Source organism: Streptomyces sp. NBC_00454 (genome assembly GCF_041434015.1).
In the GTDB taxonomy this organism is placed as follows: Bacteria; Actinomycetota; Actinomycetes; order Streptomycetales; family Streptomycetaceae; genus Streptomyces.
Window position 1 is genome coordinate 6,311,256 of sequence record NZ_CP107907.1, and the last position, 19,778, is coordinate 6,331,033.

Annotated in this window: 15 protein-coding genes, 1 pseudogene and 1 riboswitch; of the genes and pseudogenes, 9 read left to right on the forward strand and 7 right to left on the reverse strand. The window is 73.9% G+C overall.

Going from position 1 to position 19,778, the window contains the following annotated elements:
- Nucleotides 1–16 precede the first annotated feature (16 nt).
- Nucleotides 17–96: riboswitch (cobalamin riboswitch) on the reverse strand.
- A 259-nt stretch (nt 97–355) separates the two neighbouring features.
- The 3 genes from OHU74_RS28915 to OHU74_RS28925 are packed head-to-tail and all read left to right on the forward strand — an operon-like array spanning nt 356 to nt 3,719.
- Nucleotides 356–1,576 (forward strand): cobalamin biosynthesis protein CobG, encoded by a 1,221-nt coding sequence (locus tag OHU74_RS28915; protein WP_371618571.1) that lies wholly within the window; start codon nt 356–358, stop codon nt 1,574–1,576.
- On the forward strand, nt 1,573–2,220 hold the full coding sequence (locus tag OHU74_RS28920; RefSeq protein WP_371618572.1) for a precorrin-8X methylmutase: 648 nt from the start codon (nt 1,573–1,575) through the stop codon (nt 2,218–2,220). Before OHU74_RS28915 ends, OHU74_RS28920 begins: the two co-directional genes overlap by 4 nt.
- On the forward strand, nt 2,217–3,719 hold the full coding sequence (locus OHU74_RS28925; protein WP_371618573.1) for a precorrin-2 C(20)-methyltransferase: 1,503 nt from the start codon (nt 2,217–2,219) through the stop codon (nt 3,717–3,719). The genes OHU74_RS28920 and OHU74_RS28925 overlap by 4 nt, the downstream gene beginning before the upstream one ends.
- Nucleotides 3,720–4,565: 846 nt before the next feature.
- Here the strand turns inward: OHU74_RS28925 and OHU74_RS28930 are convergent.
- From OHU74_RS28930 to OHU74_RS28950, 5 genes and pseudogenes are all read right to left on the reverse strand, one after another.
- A pseudogene (locus OHU74_RS28930) lies at nt 4,566–4,726 on the reverse strand (hypothetical protein); the annotation flags it as partial.
- A gap of 301 nt (nt 4,727–5,027) precedes the next feature.
- Complete coding sequence (locus tag OHU74_RS28935) at nt 5,028–5,819, reverse strand: cobalt-precorrin-6A reductase (RefSeq protein WP_371618574.1); 792 nt, start codon at nt 5,817–5,819, stop codon at nt 5,028–5,030.
- Entirely contained in the window at nt 5,809–6,558 is a 750-nt protein-coding gene (gene cobM / locus OHU74_RS28940) for a precorrin-4 C(11)-methyltransferase (RefSeq protein ID WP_371618575.1), read from the reverse strand. Before cobM ends, OHU74_RS28935 begins: the two co-directional genes overlap by 11 nt.
- Entirely contained in the window at nt 6,555–7,871 is a 1,317-nt protein-coding gene (gene cbiE, locus OHU74_RS28945) for a precorrin-6y C5,15-methyltransferase (decarboxylating) subunit CbiE (protein WP_371618576.1), read from the reverse strand. The genes cobM and cbiE overlap by 4 nt, the downstream gene beginning before the upstream one ends.
- Nucleotides 7,868–9,073 carry an MFS transporter gene (locus OHU74_RS28950; RefSeq protein ID WP_371618577.1) on the reverse strand — a complete coding sequence of 402 codons (1,206 nt, stop codon included), beginning with the start codon at nt 9,071–9,073 and terminating at the stop codon, nt 7,868–7,870. Before OHU74_RS28950 ends, cbiE begins: the two co-directional genes overlap by 4 nt.
- Before the next feature lie 117 nt (nt 9,074–9,190).
- On the opposite strand from OHU74_RS28950, the gene OHU74_RS28955 reads away from it, so the two are divergent.
- From OHU74_RS28955 to OHU74_RS28970, 4 genes are all read left to right on the forward strand, one after another.
- A complete protein-coding gene (locus OHU74_RS28955; protein WP_371618578.1) occupies nt 9,191–10,213 on the forward strand; it encodes a transcriptional regulator in 1,023 nt (340 codons plus the stop codon).
- Between the two features lie 137 nt (nt 10,214–10,350).
- Nucleotides 10,351–11,307, forward strand: coding sequence for an oxidoreductase (locus OHU74_RS28960; protein ID WP_371618579.1), 957 nt, complete (start codon nt 10,351–10,353; stop codon nt 11,305–11,307).
- Between the two features lie 68 nt (nt 11,308–11,375).
- Complete coding sequence (locus tag OHU74_RS28965) at nt 11,376–12,977, forward strand: esterase/lipase family protein (RefSeq protein WP_371618580.1); 1,602 nt, start codon at nt 11,376–11,378, stop codon at nt 12,975–12,977.
- A gap of 160 nt (nt 12,978–13,137) precedes the next feature.
- Complete coding sequence (locus tag OHU74_RS28970) at nt 13,138–14,559, forward strand: FAD-dependent oxidoreductase (protein WP_371618581.1); 1,422 nt, start codon at nt 13,138–13,140, stop codon at nt 14,557–14,559.
- A gap of 13 nt (nt 14,560–14,572) precedes the next feature.
- Here the strand turns inward: OHU74_RS28970 and OHU74_RS28975 are convergent, their stop codons facing one another.
- Nucleotides 14,573–15,574 (reverse strand): serine protease, encoded by a 1,002-nt coding sequence (locus OHU74_RS28975; protein ID WP_371618582.1) that lies wholly within the window; start codon nt 15,572–15,574, stop codon nt 14,573–14,575.
- 209 nt (nt 15,575–15,783) lie between these two features.
- Here OHU74_RS28975 and OHU74_RS28980 point away from each other — a divergent pair, with 209 nt between their 5' ends.
- On the forward strand, nt 15,784–16,161 hold the full coding sequence (locus tag OHU74_RS28980) for a VOC family protein (protein WP_371618583.1): 378 nt from the start codon (nt 15,784–15,786) through the stop codon (nt 16,159–16,161).
- A 63-nt stretch (nt 16,162–16,224) separates the two neighbouring features.
- Nucleotides 16,225–17,316, forward strand: coding sequence for a tRNA (adenosine(37)-N6)-threonylcarbamoyltransferase complex transferase subunit TsaD (gene tsaD, locus OHU74_RS28985; RefSeq protein WP_371618584.1), 1,092 nt, complete (start codon nt 16,225–16,227; stop codon nt 17,314–17,316).
- Here the strand turns inward: tsaD and OHU74_RS28990 are convergent.
- Nucleotides 17,297–19,639: an immune inhibitor A domain-containing protein gene (locus OHU74_RS28990; protein WP_371618585.1), complete on the reverse strand. Its 2,343-nt coding sequence runs from the start codon at nt 19,637–19,639 to the stop codon at nt 17,297–17,299. The genes tsaD and OHU74_RS28990 overlap by 20 nt on opposite strands.
- Between the last annotated feature and the right edge of the window lie 139 nt (nt 19,640–19,778).

Consider the following 19,778-nt stretch of genomic DNA (forward strand, 5'->3'; position numbering starts at 1 on the left):
GCAGTGAGGACGGCGGGAGTTCCTGACTCATCCGGTGGCCGGGGCCCCGCGGATTCACAGTGGCGGGACCGCGCCGGATTCGCACCGGGCTTCCTCCCATGTCGCCGTCCTCGGCGATGGCGTGCCGATCGGCTCGCCGCCGCCATCTTAGGGGGGCGGGGAGCGGGGTCCGTGGGCGGGTGCGACGCCGTTGCCGGGGCTCTGCCCCGGACCCCGCGCCTCAAACGCCGGCGAGGCTGGATGTGGCGATGCTGGATGTGGTGGGGCCGGATCGGTTCGCCGGGATCGGGGTGGCCGGTTCGGGGTGGTGATCGACACAGGGAGCGGGCGCAGAATCGTGGGTATGCTCGCCGCCATGCCCACGCCCCCTTCCGCCGCAGTGCGGGACGAACCCCTCATACGGGACCGAGGCGACGCATGCCCGGGCGCGCTGCGCCTGCACGGCGCCGACGACGGGTACCTGGCGCGGGTGCGGATCCCCGGCGGGCTGCTGACCGCGGCTCAGGCCTCGGCACTGGCGCTGGCCGCCGACCGGTTCGGGGACGGGCACCTGGGACTGACCTCGCGCGGCAACGTGGAGCTGCGCGGACTCGCCGACGGATGCGGAGCCGCTCTCGCCGAGCTGCTGGACGCGGCCGGGCTGCTGCCCGCCCCCTCGCACGAGCGGATCCGGAACATCGTGGCCAGCCCGTTCGGCGACCCCGGACAGGTCCGGGCCCTGGACGCGGCGCTCTGCGCCGACCCCGCCGCCGCCGGACTCTCCGGACGCTTCCTGTTCGCCGTCGACGCCGGGCGCGGGGACGTCGCCGCCCTCGACCCGGACGTCACCCTCCTCGAACGGCCCGCCGGGCGCACCCTGATCCGGCTCGGCGCGGAGCCCGACGCCGTCGAGGTGGCCTCGGCCGAGGCCCCGGCGGCCGCGCTGGAAGCCGTCCACTACTTCCTCGAAGCCGTGGCGGACGCAGGAACCCGGGCCTGGCGGGTCGCCGAGCTGCCGCCTGAATCCGCCCTGCTCGCACGGGAGTTCACGGTCCGGCTGATCGCGGCCGGGGTCGCCTCGCGGTTCGTGCCCGACGCCCCCCGCCCCAGCGCGCCGCCGCCCGCCCCCGGCGTCCACGGCGACGCGCTCTGCGTACTGGTCCCCCTCGGCCGGCTCACCACCGCCCAATGGCGGGAGCTGCCCGGAGCCCCCAGGACCACGCCGTGGCGCAGCATCGTCGTCACCGGTACCGACGTCGCCCCCGCCGGGCTCGTCACCGACCCGGAAGACCCCTGGCGGTCCGTCACCGCCTGTACCGGGCAGCCGGGTTGCGCGAAATCCCTCGCGGACGTGCGCGCCGACGCGCGGGCCGTCGTAGCGCGGACGGCCGGACCCCTGCCCGTGCACTGGTCCGGCTGCGAGCGGAGGTGCGGGCATCCGCGCGGCACCGCGTGGGTGGACGTGGTGGCGACGGCCGAGGGCTACCGGATCGGCGAACATCATGTGGCTGCGGGCGAGTTGGTTCCCGTACTCGCGGCCGCGCGCAACACCCCCCAGGTTTCAGGAAGCAGTTCCGAAGGCGCAGTGAAGAAATGAGCGAGTACACCGTGTTCGAGTACGAGAAGGACGGCGCCGAGATCTACCGCCAGTCCTTTGCCACGATCCGCGCCGAGGCGGACCTCTCCGGGCTGCCCGCCTCGGTCGCCCAGGTCGCGGTGCGCATGATTCACGCCTGCGGCATGACCGACCTGACGCGGGACCTGGGCTACACGCCCGAGGTCGTCCTGCGGGCCCGCGCCGCCCTGGAGGCGGGTGCGCCGGTCCTGTGCGACGTGCAGATGGTCGCCAGCGGGGTGACCCGCAAGCGGCTGCCCGCCGACAACCAGGTGATCTGCACCCTCTCCGACCCGGCCGTGCCGGAACTCGCCGCGAAGATGGGTACGACGCGCAGCGCCGCCGCCCTCGAAGTCTGGCGGGACCGCGGCCTGTTGGAAGGATCCGTGATCGCCGTCGGCAATGCGCCGACCGCGCTCTTCCGGCTGCTGGAGATGATCGAGGAGGGCGCCCCGCGCCCCGCCGCCGTCATCGGCGTCCCGGTCGGATTCATCGGCGCCGCCGAGTCCAAGGACGCCCTCGCGGCGCACCCCTCCGGACTCGACCACCTGATCATCCGGGGCCGGCGCGGCGGCAGCGCCATGGCCGCCGCCGCCGTCAACGCCATTGCGAGCGTGGCCGAATGAGCGCGAACACGCAGAAGACCGGAAAGCTCTACGGGGTCGGGCTCGGCCCCGGCGACCCGTCCCTGATGACGCTGCGCGCCGTAGAGGTGATCGCGGAGGCGGACGTCGTCGCCTACCACTCGGCCCGCCACGGCCGCTCGATCGCCCGCTCGATCGCCGCCGAGCACCTGCGCGCCGACCACGTCGAAGAGCCGCTGGTCTACCCGGTCACCACCGAGACCACCGACCACCCCGGCGGCTACCAGGGCGCGATGGAGGAATTCTACGAAGCCTCCGCCGCCCGGCTCGCCGTCCACCTGGACGCCGGCCGCACCGTAGCCGTCCTCGCCGAGGGCGACCCGTTCTTCTACGGCTCGTACATGCACATGCACAAGCGGCTCGCGGACCGCTACGAGGCCGAGGTGATCCCCGGGGTGACCTCGGTGAGCGCCGCCGCGGCCCGGCTCGGCACCCCGCTGGTGGAGGGCGAGGAGGTGCTGACCATCCTGCCCGGCACGCTGTCCGAGGAGGAGCTCACCGCCCGACTCGCCGCCACCGACTCCGCGGTCGTGATGAAGCTCGGCCGCACCTTCCCCGCCGTGCGCCGGGCGATGGAGAACAGCGGCCGGCTCGCCGAGGCGCGGTACGTGGAACGCGCCACGATGGCGGGGGAGCGGACCGGCGTCCTCGCCGACACCGACCCCGACACCGTGCCGTACTTCGCCGTCGCCGTGGTGCCCAGCCGCATCGGCAACCCGGGCAGCGTGCCGTCCGGCCCCGGCGAGGTCGCCGTGGTCGGCACCGGCCCGGCCGGGCCGCTGTGGCTGACCGCCGAGACCAGGCGGGTGCTGGCCGACGCCGAGGTTCTGGTCGGGTACACCACGTACCTGGACCGGGTCCCGGTGAAGCCGGGCCAGGTGCGACACGGTTCGGACAACAAGGTGGAGTCCGAGCGCGCCGAGTTCGCGCTCGACCTCGCCCGCCGCGGCAAGCGCGTGGCCGTGGTCTCCGGCGGCGACCCCGGCGTCTTCGCCATGGCCACCGCGGTCCTGGAGGTCGCGGGGCAGCCGGAGTACAAGGACGTGCCCGTACGGGTCCTGCCGGGCGTGACGGCAGCCAACGCGGCGGCCGCCGCGGCCGGTGCGCCGCTCGGCCACGACTACGCCACCATCTCGCTCTCGGACCGGCTCAAGCCCTGGGAGGTCATCGCGGAGCGGCTGCGCGCGGCGGCCGCCGCCGATCTCGTACTGGCCCTCTACAACCCGGGCTCGCGCAGCCGGAACTGGCAGGTGGCCAAGGCTCGCGAACTGCTGCTGGAACTGCGTTCGCCGCAGACCCCGGTGGTCGTCGCCCGCGACGTGGGCGGCCCGCAGCAGTCGGTCCGCATCCTCACGCTGGCCGAACTCGAGCCGTCCGAGGTCGACATGCGGACGATCCTGCTGATCGGCTCCTCGCAGACCCAGGTCACGGAGCGGCCGGACGGGTCACGGGTGACGTGGACGCCGCGGCGGTACGGATGATCCTGGCCGTCTGAGGGAGTGTGGGGGGCCGGCGCGGCGGTTCCTGCCCTGCGGGGCGTGTCCCCTACCCACCCTTCCCCCGTTCCCCGGGCTCCGCCCGGACCCGAAAAGATCGCCTCAAACGCCGGCGGGGCTGGATTTCCAGCCCCGCCGGAGCCGTGGCCGTTTCCGCAGGTCAGGCCATGGAGCCCGGACCGTTGACCGCTCGCTCACCGATTCGCCCACCATGCGACTCCGGTTCCGGCGGCTGTGGTCACCAGCGACACGAGCCACACGGGCACGCGCTGAACGGTCAAGTGGAGCCCTCCACAGCGTAGTTCCAGAGCTGGGGGTGGCGTGGTGTCCGCGCTGTGGTTCATGTCGAAGTCCTCGCGTCGGGCTTTGCTCGGCTTTGGCTGCATGTCCTCTGGCTCCTGTCGCGCGCCGTTGCGTGACGTAGGTGAAGGAAAGAAGGAATGGCGCAGCGCCGCGAGGCGTGCTCGATCGCTACTGGCGCCATGGAGGGCTGAGACATGCCTGGGGCGGATCCTCTTCCCAAGTCATGCGTTCAGCCTAGGGCCCCGGGTCACCCCCAAGCCGTCATGCGCATGTGTACAAATCTAGGCAAGACGCTTTGCCTCTGTGTACATTTCGCGCGTCACACCCCTCGCTGACCTGGGCTGATCGGCGAGAGGCCGATCATCGGATCGGGCGCGTGCGGTGTGCGGGTAGTAGCGCTGGAGGCGTCCCACCTGGCATCGACCTGCCACGGCGTGCACTAGACAGGGGCGGTCGAACTCGGCGACCCGCTGGATGTGTTCGGAGAGCAAGGGACATCGACGCCCCTCCGGCTATCGCGCTGATCCGGTCATCGCGGCTATCGGACTGCGGGTGGATCGCGAGGTGGATGCCGTGCCCGTGGCCAGCTCGTTCGTCGCGGAGTCCACGAGGAACGGCATGTCGTCGGTGACCACGTCGACGACGGATCGGCTGGAAGTCCAGCCGCACCCCCGCACGTTCGCCGTGCCCGCGGACCCCGCCCCACACTTCGTACCGGGCAGGGGCAGGGGGACGTAGACACGCATGCCGGACGGTTTCGTTGCTGAGGCGGGTTCGGCAAGCGATCGTCTACGACATCGACCCCGTGCGCGCCCGGGGTGGGGGCGCGCTCCCGGCGGTAGCTGGGGGAGGGTCAGGGCGGAGCCTCGGGAACGGTGGAACTGGGGGTCCCCCCCCGGACGGAGTCTGGGGGGATGGGTCGGGGGCCAAGCCCCGCGCAGCGGGCGACCCGCAGACGGGCTGGGCCGCGTCCGCCGCGCACCCGCGGCCTCAGCCGGACAGCCAGTCCCGCACTCCCTCGACCGAAGCCACCTGCGCAACCCCCGCGGGGACCGCCGGGCGGCGGACGACCAGGACCGGGATGCCGGCCTCGCGGGCGGCGGTGAGTTTGGGGGCCGTGGCGGAGCCGCCGCTGTCCTTGGTGACCAGCAGGTCGATGCGGTGGTGCGCGAGGAGGTCCCGCTCGTCGGCGAGGGTGAACGGGCCCCGGGCCAGGAGGACTTCGAGGCGTGGCGGGACCGGATCGGCCGGGGGGTCCACCGAACGCACCAGGAACCAGGGCTCGGTGAGGTGCGCGAAGCTGTGCAGGCCCATCCGGCCGGTGGTCAGGAAGGCGCGGGTGCCGAGCCCCGGGAGCAGGGCGGCCGCCTCCGCGAGGGAGTCCGCGAAGTGCCAGCGGTCCCCGGGCCCCGGGCTCCAGCCCGGTCGGCGCAGCGCGAGCAGCGGCACACCCGAAAGGGCCGCCGCCTCGGCCGCGTTGAAGCTCATCCGCTCCGCGAAGGGGTGCGTGGCATCGACCAGGTGGGTGACCCGGTGGGCGGTGATCCAGGCCGCGAGCCCGGCGGGGCCGCCGAAGCCGCCGATCCGGGTCTCGCCGGGCGGGAGCACCGGCGCCGCGACCCGGCCGGCCAGCGAGGTCGTCACCCGGAGGCGCGCGGAGTCCTCGGCCAGGGCCTCGGCCAGCCGCCGGGCCTCGGTGGTGCCGCCGAGGATCAGGACGTGCGGGCGGCCCGGGCCGGGGCCCGAGCCCGAGCCGGTGCCGGGGCCCGGATCAGCAGGCATGCCGGTCGCGCTCGGCGGAGTACAGGTGGCTGTCGCGGAACTGCTCGGCGCCCAGGGTGCGGCCCACCAGGATGACGGCGGTGCGGACCAGGCCGGCCTCCTTCACCTGGGCGGCGATGTCGGCCAGGGTCCCGCGCAGGATCAGCTCGTCGGGGCGGCTGGCCATCGCGACCACGGCCACCGGGCACTCGGCCCCGTAGTGCGGCAGCAGTTCGTCGACGACCCGGTCCACGTAGCGGGTGGCCAGGTGCAGCACCAGGAGGGCCCCGCTGCGGCCCAGCGTGGCGAGGTCCTCGCCGGGCGGCATCGGCGTGGCCTGCTGGGCGATCCGGGTCAGGATGACCGTCTGGCCGACGGTGGGGACGGTCAGCTCCCGCTTCAGCGCGGCGGCCGCGGCGGCGAAGGCCGGGACGCCGGGGACGACCTCGTAGGGGATGCCGGCCGCGTCCAGGCGCCGCATCTGCTCCGCGACGGCGCTGAAGATCGAGGGGTCGCCGGAGTGGAGCCGGGCGACGTCCTGGCCGGCCTCGTGCGCCCGTACGCACTCGGCGACGATCTCGTCCAGGTTCAGCTGCGCCGTGTCGATGAGGCGGGCGTCCGGCGGGCATTCGGCGAGCAGTTCGCGCGGGACCAGGCTGCCCGCGTACAGGCAGACGGGGGCCGCGGCCAGGGTCCGGGCGCCGCGCACCGTGATCAGGTCGGCGGCGCCGGGGCCCGCACCGATGAAGTACACGGTCATATCGTCTGATCCATTCCGTCGTCGCTGGTGCTGGCGCTGTCGCCGCTGCTGGGGTGGGGCTTGGTGACCGACCACTGGGTGACGGGCATCGCCTGGCGCCAGCCCGTGAAACCGCCGACCGGCACGGCGTGCGCGACGGACAGTTTCACCAGTTCGCCGCCGTGGCGACGGTAGCGCTCGGTCAGGACGGCCTCCGACTCCAGGGTGACCGTGTTGACCACGAGCCGGCCGCCGGGGGCCAGCGCCTCCCAGGCCGCGTCGAGCAGGCCCGGCGCGGTCAGGCCGCCGCCGATGAACACGGCGTCGGGGGCGGGCAGTTGGGCGAGGGCGGCGGGCGCGGCGCCGGTGACCACGCGCAGTCCGGGTACGCCGAGCGCCGCCGCGTTGCGGGTGATCCGCTCGGCCCGCTCGGCCACGCGCTCCACGGTCACCGCGCGGCAGGAGGGGTGCGTACGCATCCACTCGATGGCGATGGAACCGGATCCGCCGCCGATGTCCCACAGCAGTTCGCCGGGGGCGGGGGCGAGCGCGCAGAGGGTGGCGGCGCGGACGTGGCGCTTGGTGAGCTGGCCGTCGTGCTCGTAGGCGGCGTCGGGCAGGCCGGGGGTCGCGCCGAGCCGGGGCGCGGGGGCGGCGGGGTCGCGGCGGCACTCGACGGCGACGAGGTTGAGGGGGTCGCCGGGCGGGTGGTCCCAGCTCTGGGCGATCCCCTCGTACGCGTCCTCGTGCTCGGAGCCGAGCTGTTCCAGGACGCGCATCCGGCTGGGGCCGAAGCCCCGCTCTCGAAGCAGAGCAGCGATCTCGTTCGGGGTCACTGCTCCGGAACTCAGGACCAGCACCCGCCGGCCCTCGAACAGCGCGGCCGCGAGCCGGGCCACGGGACGCCCGACGGCGGTGATCACCTCGGTGTCCTCCACCGGCCAGCCCAGGCGGGCGCAGGCGTACGACATCGACGAGGGATGCGGCAGGACGTGCAGGGCGTCCGCCCCGAGCTCCTCGGACAGCGCGCGGCCGATCCCGTAGAACATAGGGTCCCCGCTGGCCAGTACCGCGATCCGGCGTCCCGCGTGCTCCGCCATCAGCTTCGGCACGGCCGGCCGCAACGGGCTCGGCCAGGCCACCCGCAGGCCGCCGCACTCCTCGGGCGGCAGCAGGTCCAGCTGGCGCGGTCCGCCGATCAGCACCTCGGCCCCGGCCAGTGCGGCCCGCGCGGGTGCGGTCAGCCCGCCCCAGCCGTCGGCGCCCAGCCCGACGACGGACACGGGCGGGGCGACCGGCGCGGGTACGGGGGGCGGTGGCGGTGCGGAGCTCACTGCGCGGAACCTCGGGGTACGGGAAGCGGGTGGACCCGCAGCCTACTGGGCCCGAGCCCCCGGGCCAGGACCAGGGTGACCACGACGGAGGCGCAGGCCAGCGCGGTGATCGCCACCGGCGCCGAGGTGAACTGGGCGACCGCTCCGGCCAGCGCCGCGCACAGTCCCTGAGCCGTCAGCATTCCCGCCGAATGCAGTCCGAGGGCCTGGCCCTGGGTCCCCGCCGGGAGCAGGGCGACGAGGCGCTCCTGCAGGAGCAAGCCGGCGCCGTAGCCGACGGAGGCCAGGGTGACGGCCGCGGCGGCGGGCACCGGGCCGGGTTCCAGGAGGAAGAGGAGGTAGGGCGCGGCGAGCAGCAGTTGGAGCGGGGAGGCGAGCCGGGCCCGCCACCGGGCGGGCAGGTACCGTCCGCCGAGGGTGTCCCCGACGAGCATTCCGGCGGCCGCGCAGCCGAACAGCAGCCCCGCGTGGGCGGGATCGTAGGGGACGAAGAGGGATTCGCAGCCGACGATCAGGCCGTTGGGCAGCCACAGGGCGAGGTACAGGGTGCGCCGGGACGGGTCGGCGAACAGGGTGGCGTTCGTCCGCCAGGTCTGCGCGGGCGAGGGCCGCCCGACCGCCCGCGGCGGCCTGCGGCGCAGCCCGGTCCGCAGGGTGAGCGCGGCGGCGAGCGCGAGGCAGGCGGCCGCCAGCAGGGCGCCGCGCGGGGAGAGCGCGGCCACCAGGACCCCGCCCAGCGCGAAGCCCGCGATCTGCGTCACCCCGGCCGATACGGCGAGCAGCGAGCGGCCCAGCAGATAGTCCTGGGGCGGCAGGATCTCGGTGAGCAGCCCGTACCGGACCCCGCCCCCAAGGGAGTCGGCGAGCCCCTGGGCGAGCAGCACCGCGAACGCGGCCCACAGCGGCAGCGCGGGCACGGCCAGCACGGCGGCGGCGAGCGCCGCGAGCAGCGAGAGCCGGGTCAGGGCGGTGCGCGGCTCCAGCCGGTCGGCGGCGGAGAGGAGCACCGTCGCGCCCAGCATCTGGGTGAACGAGGGCCCGAACATGCCGAGCGCGGCGAGCAGCGGGCTACGGGTGCGCTCGTAGACGAGGACGGCGAGGGCGAGCCCGCTGACGGTGGAGGCGCCGACGCGCAGCGCGGAGGCGAGGAAGAACGGGGTGAACTCGGGGGTCCGGGCGAGGGAGCGGTAGGTCCTGGGCATGCGGGGAGTCTCCGGGGGCGTCCGGGGACGGCCTAATGTTTCGCGTGGGCGCGAAAGCCGGTACGTGGGGCGGGCGGGCGGGCGGCAGACGCGGCGGTAGGGAAGGCGGGGACGGGCATGGGCTACTGGCGGATCGACAGCGACGCGCTGGCCGGGAGCCGCTTCGTGGTGTCCGCGCTGGCCGAGACCACGGCCGCGCTGATCGCGCTGCAGCGGCGGAGCGCCGCGCACCCGGGCGACCGGGCCTGGCTGGCGGACCGGCTCCCGCCCTACCGGGCGCACCTCGTGGCCGATCCCGTCGCCGCCCACCTCGTACGGGCCGCCCTCGGCCGGCTGTGGATCGCCGACCACCTGACCCCGCCGCCGGACGGCCGCCCCTTCGAGGAGGAACTGGAGCCGATCCGCGCGACCCCGGACGCGGCGGTCCGCACGTACCTGCGCGCCGCGTCCGGTGCGCTGCCCGAGGAGCTCGCCCGGGCCCGGGGGCTCGGCCCGCGCACGGCGGAGCTGCTGGAATGGGTGTGGACCGAGGCGGTCCGCCCCGACTGGGAGCGCCGCCGCCGGGTCGCGGAGGCCGACATCCTGCTGCGCACCGCGCAGTTGAGCCGGGGCGGGTGGGCGGCCGCGCTGTCGGGGATGCGGCCGAACATGGCGTGGCTCGGCGAGGGGCGGCTGCGGATCAACCTCCAGGACCGGCCGCCGCGCGAGCTGTCGGGCGCGGCCGGGCTGGTCTTCGTCCCGGTCACGCCGCCGCACGGCTGGGTCGCCTGGCGCGGGGCGCACCGGCACGCCCTGGTCTACCCGGCCGAGGGGCAGCTCGCACAGCCGGGCACGGCCGCGCAGCCGGGCACGGGCGCCCTGCCCGGCACGGCCACCCGGCCCGGCCCCGCCGCCCCGCAGGCGCTGGTCAGGCTGCTGGGGCCGGTCCGGGCCCGGGTGCTGGTGCTGCTGGCGAGCCCGAAGTCCACCACGCAGCTGGTGGCGCTGACCGGGCTGAGCCTGGGCGCGGTGGCCGGGCAGCTGAAGGTGCTGCTGGCGGCCGGGCTGATCCTGCGGCGGCGCACGGGGCGTACGGTGCTCTACAGCCGGGTCGCGGCCGGGGACGTCCTGGTGTCGGCGGCCACCGGCCCCGACGGGTGAAAGCGGCGAGCGGGCGCAGAACGACCAGGCACAGAACGGCCAGGCACAGAACGACCAGCAGCAAGACGACCAGGAACAAGACGACCAGGAACAAGACGACCAGGAACAAGACGACCAGGAACAGGACGAGGTGGGCAATGGCAGGCTGGCGTGCGTCGGACGTACCCGACCAGAGCGGCCGTACGGCCGTGGTCACGGGAGCCAACAGCGGGATCGGCTACTTCACCGCCCTCGAGCTCGCACGGCGCGGGGCCTCGGTGGTGCTGGCCTGCCGCAGCGCCGCCCGCGGACGGGCCGCCGAGGTCCGGCTGCGCACCGAAGTCCCGGGCGCGGAGGTGGAGTTCATACCGCTCGACCTCGCCGACCTGGCCACCGTACGGGAGTTCGCGGGGGCCTACGCGCAGCGGCACGGCACCCTCGACCTCCTCGTCAACAACGCCGGTGTGATGGCCCTGCCGTTCGGGCGGACCGCCGACGGGTTCGAGACCCAGTTCGGGGTCAACCACCTCGGCCACTTCGCCCTCACCGGCCTGCTCCTGCCCCGGCTCCTCGCCGCCGCGCCCGGAGCCCGGATCGTCAGTCTCTCCAGCGGCTTCCACATGTTCGGGGACGTGGACCACACGGACCTCGACAGCGAGCGGAACTACCGGCGCTGGATCGCCTACGGCCGCTCCAAGACCGCGAACCTGCTCTTCATCCACGAACTCGCCCGCAGGCTCGCGGCAGCCGGGTCCGGGATCGTCGCGGCCTCGGCCCATCCCGGCTACGCGTCGACCAACCTGCACGTCGCGGCGGCCCCGCAGGCGGACACCACCCTCGGCTCGCGGATCGCGGTCGCCGCCAACAGCCTCGGCACCGCCGTCGGCAACGGAGTCATCGCCCAGTCCGCGGCTTCCGGCGCGCTGCCCGCCCTGTACGCGGCGACCGCGCCCGGGGTCCGGCCGGACGAGTTCATCGGGCCGCGGTTCGGCTTCCGCGGCGCACCCGCCCGCTCCCGGCGGGCGAAATGGACCCTGGACGACAAGTCCGGCGAACGGCTCTGGGCCGCCTCGGAAAAGCTCACGGGAGTCTCGTACGCGTCTCTATCGCGTTGAATCCCCGGGGGCTAACTTGCTACTCCCCAGTCACTTCAGGCTGTCGAGCCGCATCCCCCGGGAGAGCCATGCGCAGATCCGCCCTGCCCACCGTTCCTCTGCCCGCTGGCCTGCCGTTCCCGATGCTCATCGCCACCGTCGCCGCGCTCCTGGCCGCCCTCCTCGCCGCCCCGGCGGCGCGGGCGTCCGCCCAGGACGCCGCCGGCGCGCAGCGGCGTACGCCCGTCGTCCTCGTCCATGGCTACGGGGACACCGCGGCCTCCCTCGACGGGCTGGAGGACTACCTCCACGCCCAGGGCTGGCTCTCCAGCGACCTCGCCGAATTCGGCTACGACTGGGCCGCCACCAACGAGTCCAACGCCACCCGCTTCGGAGCCTTCCTCACCGAGCGGTTCGGTACCCGCCAGGTCGACGTGGTCGCGCACAGCATGGGATCGCTGCTCACCCGCAAGTACCTGAAGGACGGCGGGAGTTCCCGGGTCCGCGCCTGGGTCTCCCTCGGCGGTCCCAACCACGGCGCCGGTGACGCCGCGCCCTGCGGCCCCTTCGCCACCTTCTGCGACATCCACGCGGCCTCCCTTGCCGACATGACCCCCGGCAGCGCCTTCCTGAACTCCCTCAACGCGGGCGACGAGACCCCCGGAGCCACCCGCTACACCACCTTCAGCTCCACCTGCGACCAGCAGATCCCGCCCGGCGACAGCCGCGCCCCGCGCTCCACCGAGCTGGCGGGCGCCGTCAACCACCTCCTCCCGGTCGGCGACAGCGGCTGCCCCTCGCACTACGGACTGCTCTCCAACGACTGGGTCCGGCGGCAGATCGTCGCCGAGTTCTCGAAGGATCCGGTGACCCAAGTCGACCTGAAGAGCGGCCCGTTCCGCATCACCGTCGACTCCGCCCGGTTCACCTCCACCGGCGAGAGCGGCCCCGAGCTCTACGACGGCCTCACCCTCACCACCGACGGGACCGCCCGCACCCTGTGGCACCGCGACCGGGCCGGCGCCACCGCCTTCCCGGACTACGACCCCTGGTTCGGGATCGACGACTCCAGCCGGAGTCAGGTCTTCTCCGGCGAGGCGACCGTGACCGCCTACCTCACCGACGCCGACTACACCGCCGGGAACAACGACGACGTGATGGCCGCCGGCCGCGTCCACTGGGACCCGGCCCTCGGCTTCGGGCGCTTCACCGCGAAGATGCTCGGCGTGGACGGCGGCGAGGCGGCCGTCACCTACACCGTCACCCCGGCGCAGTCCGCCGTCCCCGCCTGCCGGCTCCGCGTGGACCAGGCGGAGCTGACCTACTTCGACGACGGCACGACCCGTCCCGCGCTCTACGGGGACATCGCGGTCCGGACCGGCGACGGCGCCCGCAGCGCCGTGTGGACGCGCTCCGCCTCAGACCCGTCGACCTTCCCCAACCAGGGCAACCGCAGCAACCCGGACCCGTACTTCTACCAGCGGGTCGGCTCGGGGGCCACGTACGCGCCCGGCCCGTTCGAGCTCGGCGTGTACCTCTGGGACTACGACGCCTCCTCCGCCGACGACCTGGTCGCCCGGGGCACGGTGGCCTGGGACCCCTACACCGACCAACCCGGCACCCGTACCAGTGAGTTCTACGGGGACGACGGCGGACACGTGAAGGTCACCTGGACCGTGCTCTGCCCCTGACCCGGCACGGCGTCCACCTCCGCGTCCACCTCCGTGCCCACCTCCGCGTCGGCTCATGCCGGGGAGCGCGCCCCGGTATGAGCCCGTCCGCCCCCGGGAAGCCCCCGGGCGCCCCGAACGGGCCCTGACCAGGCTGCCGCGCCGCCACCAGACTCGATGGATGGACGACGACGCTACGGACAACCACCCAGACACCGATCCGCAGGCCGGGGAGGACCATGCGGTGGTCCTCGGCGCGGGCATGGCGGGGCTGCTGGCCGCGCGGGTGCTCGCGGGCCGGTTCCCCCGGGTCACCTTGATCGAGCGGGACGAACTGACGGGGGACGGGCCGGAGTTACGGTCCGGGATCCCGCAGTCCAGACACGCGCACATCCTGTGGTCGCGCGGCATGCGGCTCATCGAGCAGATGCTGCCGGGCGTCACCACGAAACTCGTGGAGGCCGGGGCCGCCCTGCTGGAGACCCCGCGGGACTTCCTCTGGCTGAGCCCGGCCGACTGGTTCCAGTCGGTACCGGGCACCAAGGTCCTGATCGCCGGCCGGGACCTGCTCGACTGGACGGTGCGCGAGGAGGTGCTGCGCGACGGGCGCATCCAGATCCTGGGCGGGACGGCGGCCACCGGGCTCGTGGCCGGGCCGGACGGCCGCTCGGTGGCCGGAGTGCGACTGCGCGACGCCGCCCCGCTGGCCGCCCGCCTGGTGGTCGACGCGACCGGCCGCACCTCCAAGGCCACCGCCTGGCTCGGGGACCTCGGCTACCCGGCCCCGGCAGTGACCCGCTACGACCCCCATCTCGGCTACTCCAGCCGCTACTTCGAGATGCCCGCCGATCCGGCGCGGCGCTGGCACGGCATGTACGTCCAGAGCCGGCCCGACCTCCCGCGCGGCGGCGTACTCGTACCGCAGGGCAAGGACCGCTGGCTGGTGACGCTGATCGGCAACGGCGAACACGCCCCGCCCGTCAAGGACGAGGAGTTCTTCGCGTTCGCCCGCAGCCTGCGCAGTCCCGCCCTGTACGACGCCATCCGCGACGCGACCCCGCTCTCCCCGGCCACCGCCTTCCGGAGCACCGTGAACGAGTGGCGGCACTACGAACGCCTGGAGCGCTGGCCCGCCGGACTGGTGGTCCTCGGTGACGCGGCCTGCCGGTTCAACCCCGTGTACGGGCACGGGATGACGGTCGCCGCGCTCGCCGCGGAGGCCCTGGCCAAGGAGATCCGCACCCTGGACCCGGAGCAGATCGCCGCGGCCTCCCGGCGGATCCAGCGCAGCACCACGGCCGCGGCGGCCGTGCCCTGGCAGATCGCCACCAGCGAGGACATGCGCTACGCGGTGACGGAAGGGCCGCCGCCGGACCGGGCCACCCGGATCCTGCAGAACTACATGTCCCGGGTGATGGTCGGCGCCAACGCCGACCCGGTGATTTCCGGCCGGTTCTTCGGGGTCCTCTCCCTGACTGCCTCGCCCAACACCCTGCTCAGCCCGGCCACGATGATCCGCGTCCTGTCCAAGTGGCGGCTGCCCACCGCCCCGGACACCGCCGACTACCCGGCCCACTACAGACCGGCCGGCGACCGCGCTTAGCAGGGGACCGGGCCTAGCCGGCGCTCGCGCGCAGGTAGAGGTCGCGGATGCCGTCGTCGAAGTACGAGCTGTACGAGGTCTCGTCGTCCCCGCCCCCGTCCCGGCCGCCGATCACCCCGATCAGGGTGTTCCCGTCGGTCAGCACCGGCCCGCCGCTGGTGCCGTTGGGCACGTCCGCGCAGTCGAGGCGCACCTGTGTGGGCCCGGCGGCGACGGCGGTGGTCTGGCACCCCAACGGTTCCTCGGAGGTGTTGGGGTAGCCCATCAGCCGGGCGGGCACGGGGAGTTCCGTGCCGAACCGGATGGTCGCGGCCGAGCCGACGGTGTCCTCCAGCCGCTCCCCGGGACGGCCGGGGCGGCTCAGCCGCAGGAAGGCCACGTCGTAGTCGGGGTCCTGGTCCTCGATCCAGCGGGGGTCCACGTCGATCCGGTCCGGGATCCAGACCCCGTGGGGGAAGGAGCCGTCCCGGTAGCCGGGGGCGAAGGCGAGGTTGGTGCGGAAGCCGCTGCCGAAGGCACCGCCGAAGCCGCCGCGGTAGACGCAGTGGGCGGCGGTGACGATGAGGCTCCCGCCGGGGGAGTGGACCACGCTCGCCGAGCAGTGGTGGCCGGAGTCGCCGTCCTCGCCGGGGGAGAACAGGGCGCCGACGGTGGGCTCGGCGGGGACCGCCGCGGCCGTCAGGGGCTGTCCGTCGGGGGCCGGTCCCGCGGAGGGGGCGGGCGCCGCCGGGGCGTCTTCGGTCGCCTCCCCGACGACCGCCGGCCCGTCGTCCGGCGCCCTGCCGTCCGCCGCCCCGCCGTCCGGCGCGCCGTTCAGCACCGCGGTCACGGTCGCCGCGTCGTCCGTGCTCGCGGGGTCCCGGAGGTAGCTGCCCCGGCCCGGGTCGCCCTGGGACAGGTGCGCGGCCAGTCCGCGCAGCTGCCAGAGGTACCCGGCGCCGCCCGCGAGCAGGGCGCAGCAGATGCCGGCCAGCACGAAGCCCCGTACGGCCCGCCCCCGGACCTTGGTGAACATGCGGCACTCCCGCCCCTGGAGACGCGTGCGCCTCGACCGAATCATCCGTCTCCCAGGACGGAGCCGTGCGGCGCGGTCGCGGTTCCGAAAACGGAACGTGTCCGTCCTCACAGCGCTCCGACACCGCCCCCGACGAGGGCTCCAACACCGCCCCGACGAGGGGCGCCATTGCGCTGGCCCGCGCCGGAACGGATCCCTAGGATCGGCCCATGATCGCTGAGATGCAGTGCGTGGTGCTGGACTGTCCCGATCCGACCGCGCTCGCCACGTTCTACCAGTCGCTGACGGGCGGCGAGGTCAACCGGCCGGACCGGCGCTGGACGACCGATGCGCGCTGGGCGACCCTGCACACCGCGGCGGGCTCGGTGCTCGCCTTCCAGCGCGCCGAGGACTTCCGCCCGCCCCAGTGGCCGGACCCGGACCGCCCCCAGCAGCTCCATCTCGACTTCGCCGTCGCGGACCTGGACCGGGCCCACGAGGAGGTGCTGGCCCTCGGCGCCACCCTGCTGGACGAGAGCCGGGCCGCCGACGGCTGGCGGGTCTACGCCGACCCGGCCGGGCACCCGTTCTGCCTGGTGTGCGACTGACGGGGGCCGCGACCGGTACCCTTATTGCGAATAGCTCGCAATAAGGGTGAAGGTGGCGTCGCAATGGGATCCCCGGTGGTGCTCGGCATCGAGTCCTCGTGCGACGAGACCGGCGCGGGCATCGTGCAGGACGGCCGGCTGCTCGCGCACGCCGTGGCCACCAGCATGGACGAGCACGCCCGCTTCGGCGGCGTCGTCCCCGAGATCGCCGCACGCGCCCACCTGCACTCCTTCAACCCGGTCGTCCGCCGGGCCCTCGACCAGGCCGGGCTCCGCCTCGACCAGCTCGACGCGATCGCCGTCACCACCGGCCCCGGCCTCTCCGGCGCCCTCCAGGTCGGCCTGGCCGGCGCCAAAACCCTCGCCTACGCGCTCGGCCTGCCGCTCTACGGCGTCCACCACCTCGCCGGCCACGTCGCCGCGGACACCCTGGAGCACGGTCCGCTGCCCGAGCCCTGCATGGTGCTGATCGTCTCCGGCGGCCACACCTCGCTGCTGCTCGTACGGGACCTCGTGCGCGAGGCGATCCTGCACCTCGGGGACACCCTCGACGACGCCGCGGGCGAATGCTTCGACAAGGTCGCCCGCGTGCTGGGCCTGCCCTACCCGGGCGGGCCCGCCATCGACCGCGCCGCCCGGGGCGGCAACCCCAGGGCCGTCACCTTCCCCCGCCCGCTGACCGGCGGGCCGCGCACGCAGGACCCGTACGCCTACTCCTTCTCCTTCTCGGGGCTCAAGACGGCCGCCGCCCGCTGGGCCGAGAGCCACCGGCTGCGCGGCGAGGAGCCGCCGGTCGCCGACGGCGCGGCCTCCCTCCAGGAGGCGGTGGCCGACGTACTGACCCGCAAGGCGGTCGCGGCCTGCAAGGAGTACGGGGTCAAGACCCTGGTGGTGGTCGGCGGGGTGGCCGCGAACTCCCGCGTACGGGAGCTCGCGGAGCGGCGCTGCGCCTCCGCCGGGATCGAGCTGAGGGTGCCCCCGATGACGCTGTGCACCGACAACGGGGCGATGATCGCCGCCATCGGGGACCTCCTGGTGCGGGCGGGCGTGGAGCCCGCCCCGTACGAGCTCACCATCGACCCGTCCGCACCGCTGGAGCACGCCTCCCTCAACCCACGTGCTCAGCTGGGGGAGTTCACGGCTTCGACGGGCTGACCTGCACCGTCGTCACCGTCCCGCCCGAGGCCTCCTTCGCCACCGCGATCCGGGTCCCGGTGTCCGGCACCTTGACCCCGAGCTGCGGCAACCGCGCGTCCCAGTAGGACCCGTGGCGGTCGTCGAAGACCGCCACCCCCGGCCGCGCCGGGATCACCACCGGCACACCCGCCTTGTGCAGGACGACCCGGTCGCTCGCGCGGAGCGAGAAGGTGGCGTCGAAGGTCTGCGCACGGGCGCCCAGCAGGCTGCCGTCCGTGTAAGTGAGCGGTTCGGGCCGGGAGTCGACCGGCAGCAGCAGCCCGCCGCCCGGATGCGCCTTGGTGGTGTTGTCGCTGTACGCGGTGTCCCAGAGCCAGATCAACACGCCCTGCTGGTAGGGGAAGAACTCCACCTTGTCGCCCGTGAAGCCGAAGTTGTACGGGCCCGTCTTCAGCATGCTGCCGTAGCCGGTGTAGCGCCGGTTCTCCACGAAATAGGCGCGCGGGTGCTCCTCGCTGCCCGTACGGCCCTGCGTGCGCGACCACTTGACGGCCGTCCAGCCGTTCGCCCCCTGCTCCGCGCCGTCGCGCAGCAGCTCCCGGCCGTCCGCGGTGACGCGGATGTCGTCGAAGGCGACGCCCTTGCCGTGGGTGTTGCTGTCGGAGGTGACGCGCAGCCGCAGCTGCACGCTCTTGCCCGCGAACCGGTCCAGCGGCACCGACAGCTGCTTCCAGCCCGCCGAGGTACCGGTGATCCCCTTCGCGCCGGTCGCCGCGCCGTCCACGGTGCCCGGCAGGGCGCTCCAGCCGACGCCGCCGTCCGTGGAGGCCTCCACCGTCAGGAAGTCGAAGTCCTGCTCGATGTCGTACCAGACCCGGGCGTCGAGCCGGGCCGCGTCGGCCGGAGCCGTCGTGAGGTCGACGGTGCGGCTCAGGGTGTTGTCCATGAAGTCGCCCGTGCCGCTCCACCACTGGCTGGCGCCCTCGTACGGATCGCTCAGCTCGGTCGTGGTCACCGAAGGCGGCAGATGGACCAACAGGGCTTGCGGATCCTCGGTGTTGTAGCCCGACACCCCGAGGGTGGCCCGCGTGGTGCGGCCCGCGTCGGCCTCCGTGTACTGGAGCCAGCCCAACTGCAGCTTGCTCCACGGGTCGAGGTCGCCGGGGAACTGGCCGGTGGTGTTCGGGCCCTTGCCGAGATAGGAGGCCGAGGACATCAGCGACCAGAAGTTGACGCCGTTGTCCCCGTCCGAGCTGTACAGGTCCGGCAGTCCCAGATCGTGCCCGAACTCGTGGGAGAAGAGGCCCGCGCCGCTGTTCTCCCCGCCCGTCAGGTAGTCGCCGGCCCAGATGCCGGTGTCACCGATCGGGGTGCCGCCCGCCTTGTTGCCCGCGGGGCCCGCGCTGCCGGCCTGGTTCCAGTACGCGAACCAGCGGTGCGCCCACACGGCGTCCTTGCCCTGGGCGCCGCCGCCCCAGGTCTGGTCCTTGCCCGCGTGGACCACGACGAGGTGGTCGAGATAGCCGTCGGGCTCGTCGAAGTTGCCGTCGTGGTCGGCGTCGTAGCGGTCCCAGACGTCGTACTCGGCGAGCTCCGCCCTGATCTGCTCGGGCGTACGGCCCTGCGCGCGCTCGGAGTCGTACCAGGCGGCCGTGGCGTCCCGGATCATGTCCCAGTTGGTCTGGCACTGGCCCGGCTCGGAGCAGTGGTCGGTGCCGTAACGGGCTTCGTTCCAGGGCAGTTTGACCCAGGCGCTCACCGTGCCGTCCATGTCGTAGCGACCGGAGGACTGGAGGTTGTAGTAGGCGCGCAGGGAGGCCGACTGCGGGTCGGCGGAGAAGAACTGCTTCTGGTAGGAGGCCTGGTCGAAGTCCTTGCGCCACAGGGTGTGGTTGTCGTCCTTGGCCGGCTTGCCGATGGTGTTGTGCAGGGGGCCGGGGGTGCCGCCGAAGCGCGGTTTGCCCTCGAACAGGGTGGTGTTGTCCACCTGGTCGCCGAATTCGGCGAGGATCACGAAGACCTTGTCCTTGCGCTCCTGGGCCAGTTCGACGTACCGCTTGCCGACCTTGGCCTGGCGCGGCAGCGTCCCGTCGGCCTCGGCCCGCAGGCCGTCGGGCCGGCCCGACGCGACGTCTTCGAGGGCTTGGCGGCGCAGTGCCTGGCGCTGGACCTCCAGGGGTGCGGGCGGCGGGGCGGGGGCCTCCTGCTGCCCGCTCTGCTGCTGTTGCTGCCCGGCAGGGGGAGGGGGCGGAGGTGCGGTGGCGGCGAGCGCGGGGGTGGTGGCGGTGGCGGCGAGGAGGGCGAGGGATATCGCCGCTCCCACCGCAGCGAGTCTGCGCAACGTGACGGACCTTTCCGGGGGTTCGGATCGAAGCGCGAGTAATATTTCACATGTGACAGGTGATTGATAGGTGTGGGTGTGCGTCGGATCGGGCCCGCATCCGACCGCATCGGACCACTTCCGGCCGGTCCGGTTCCCG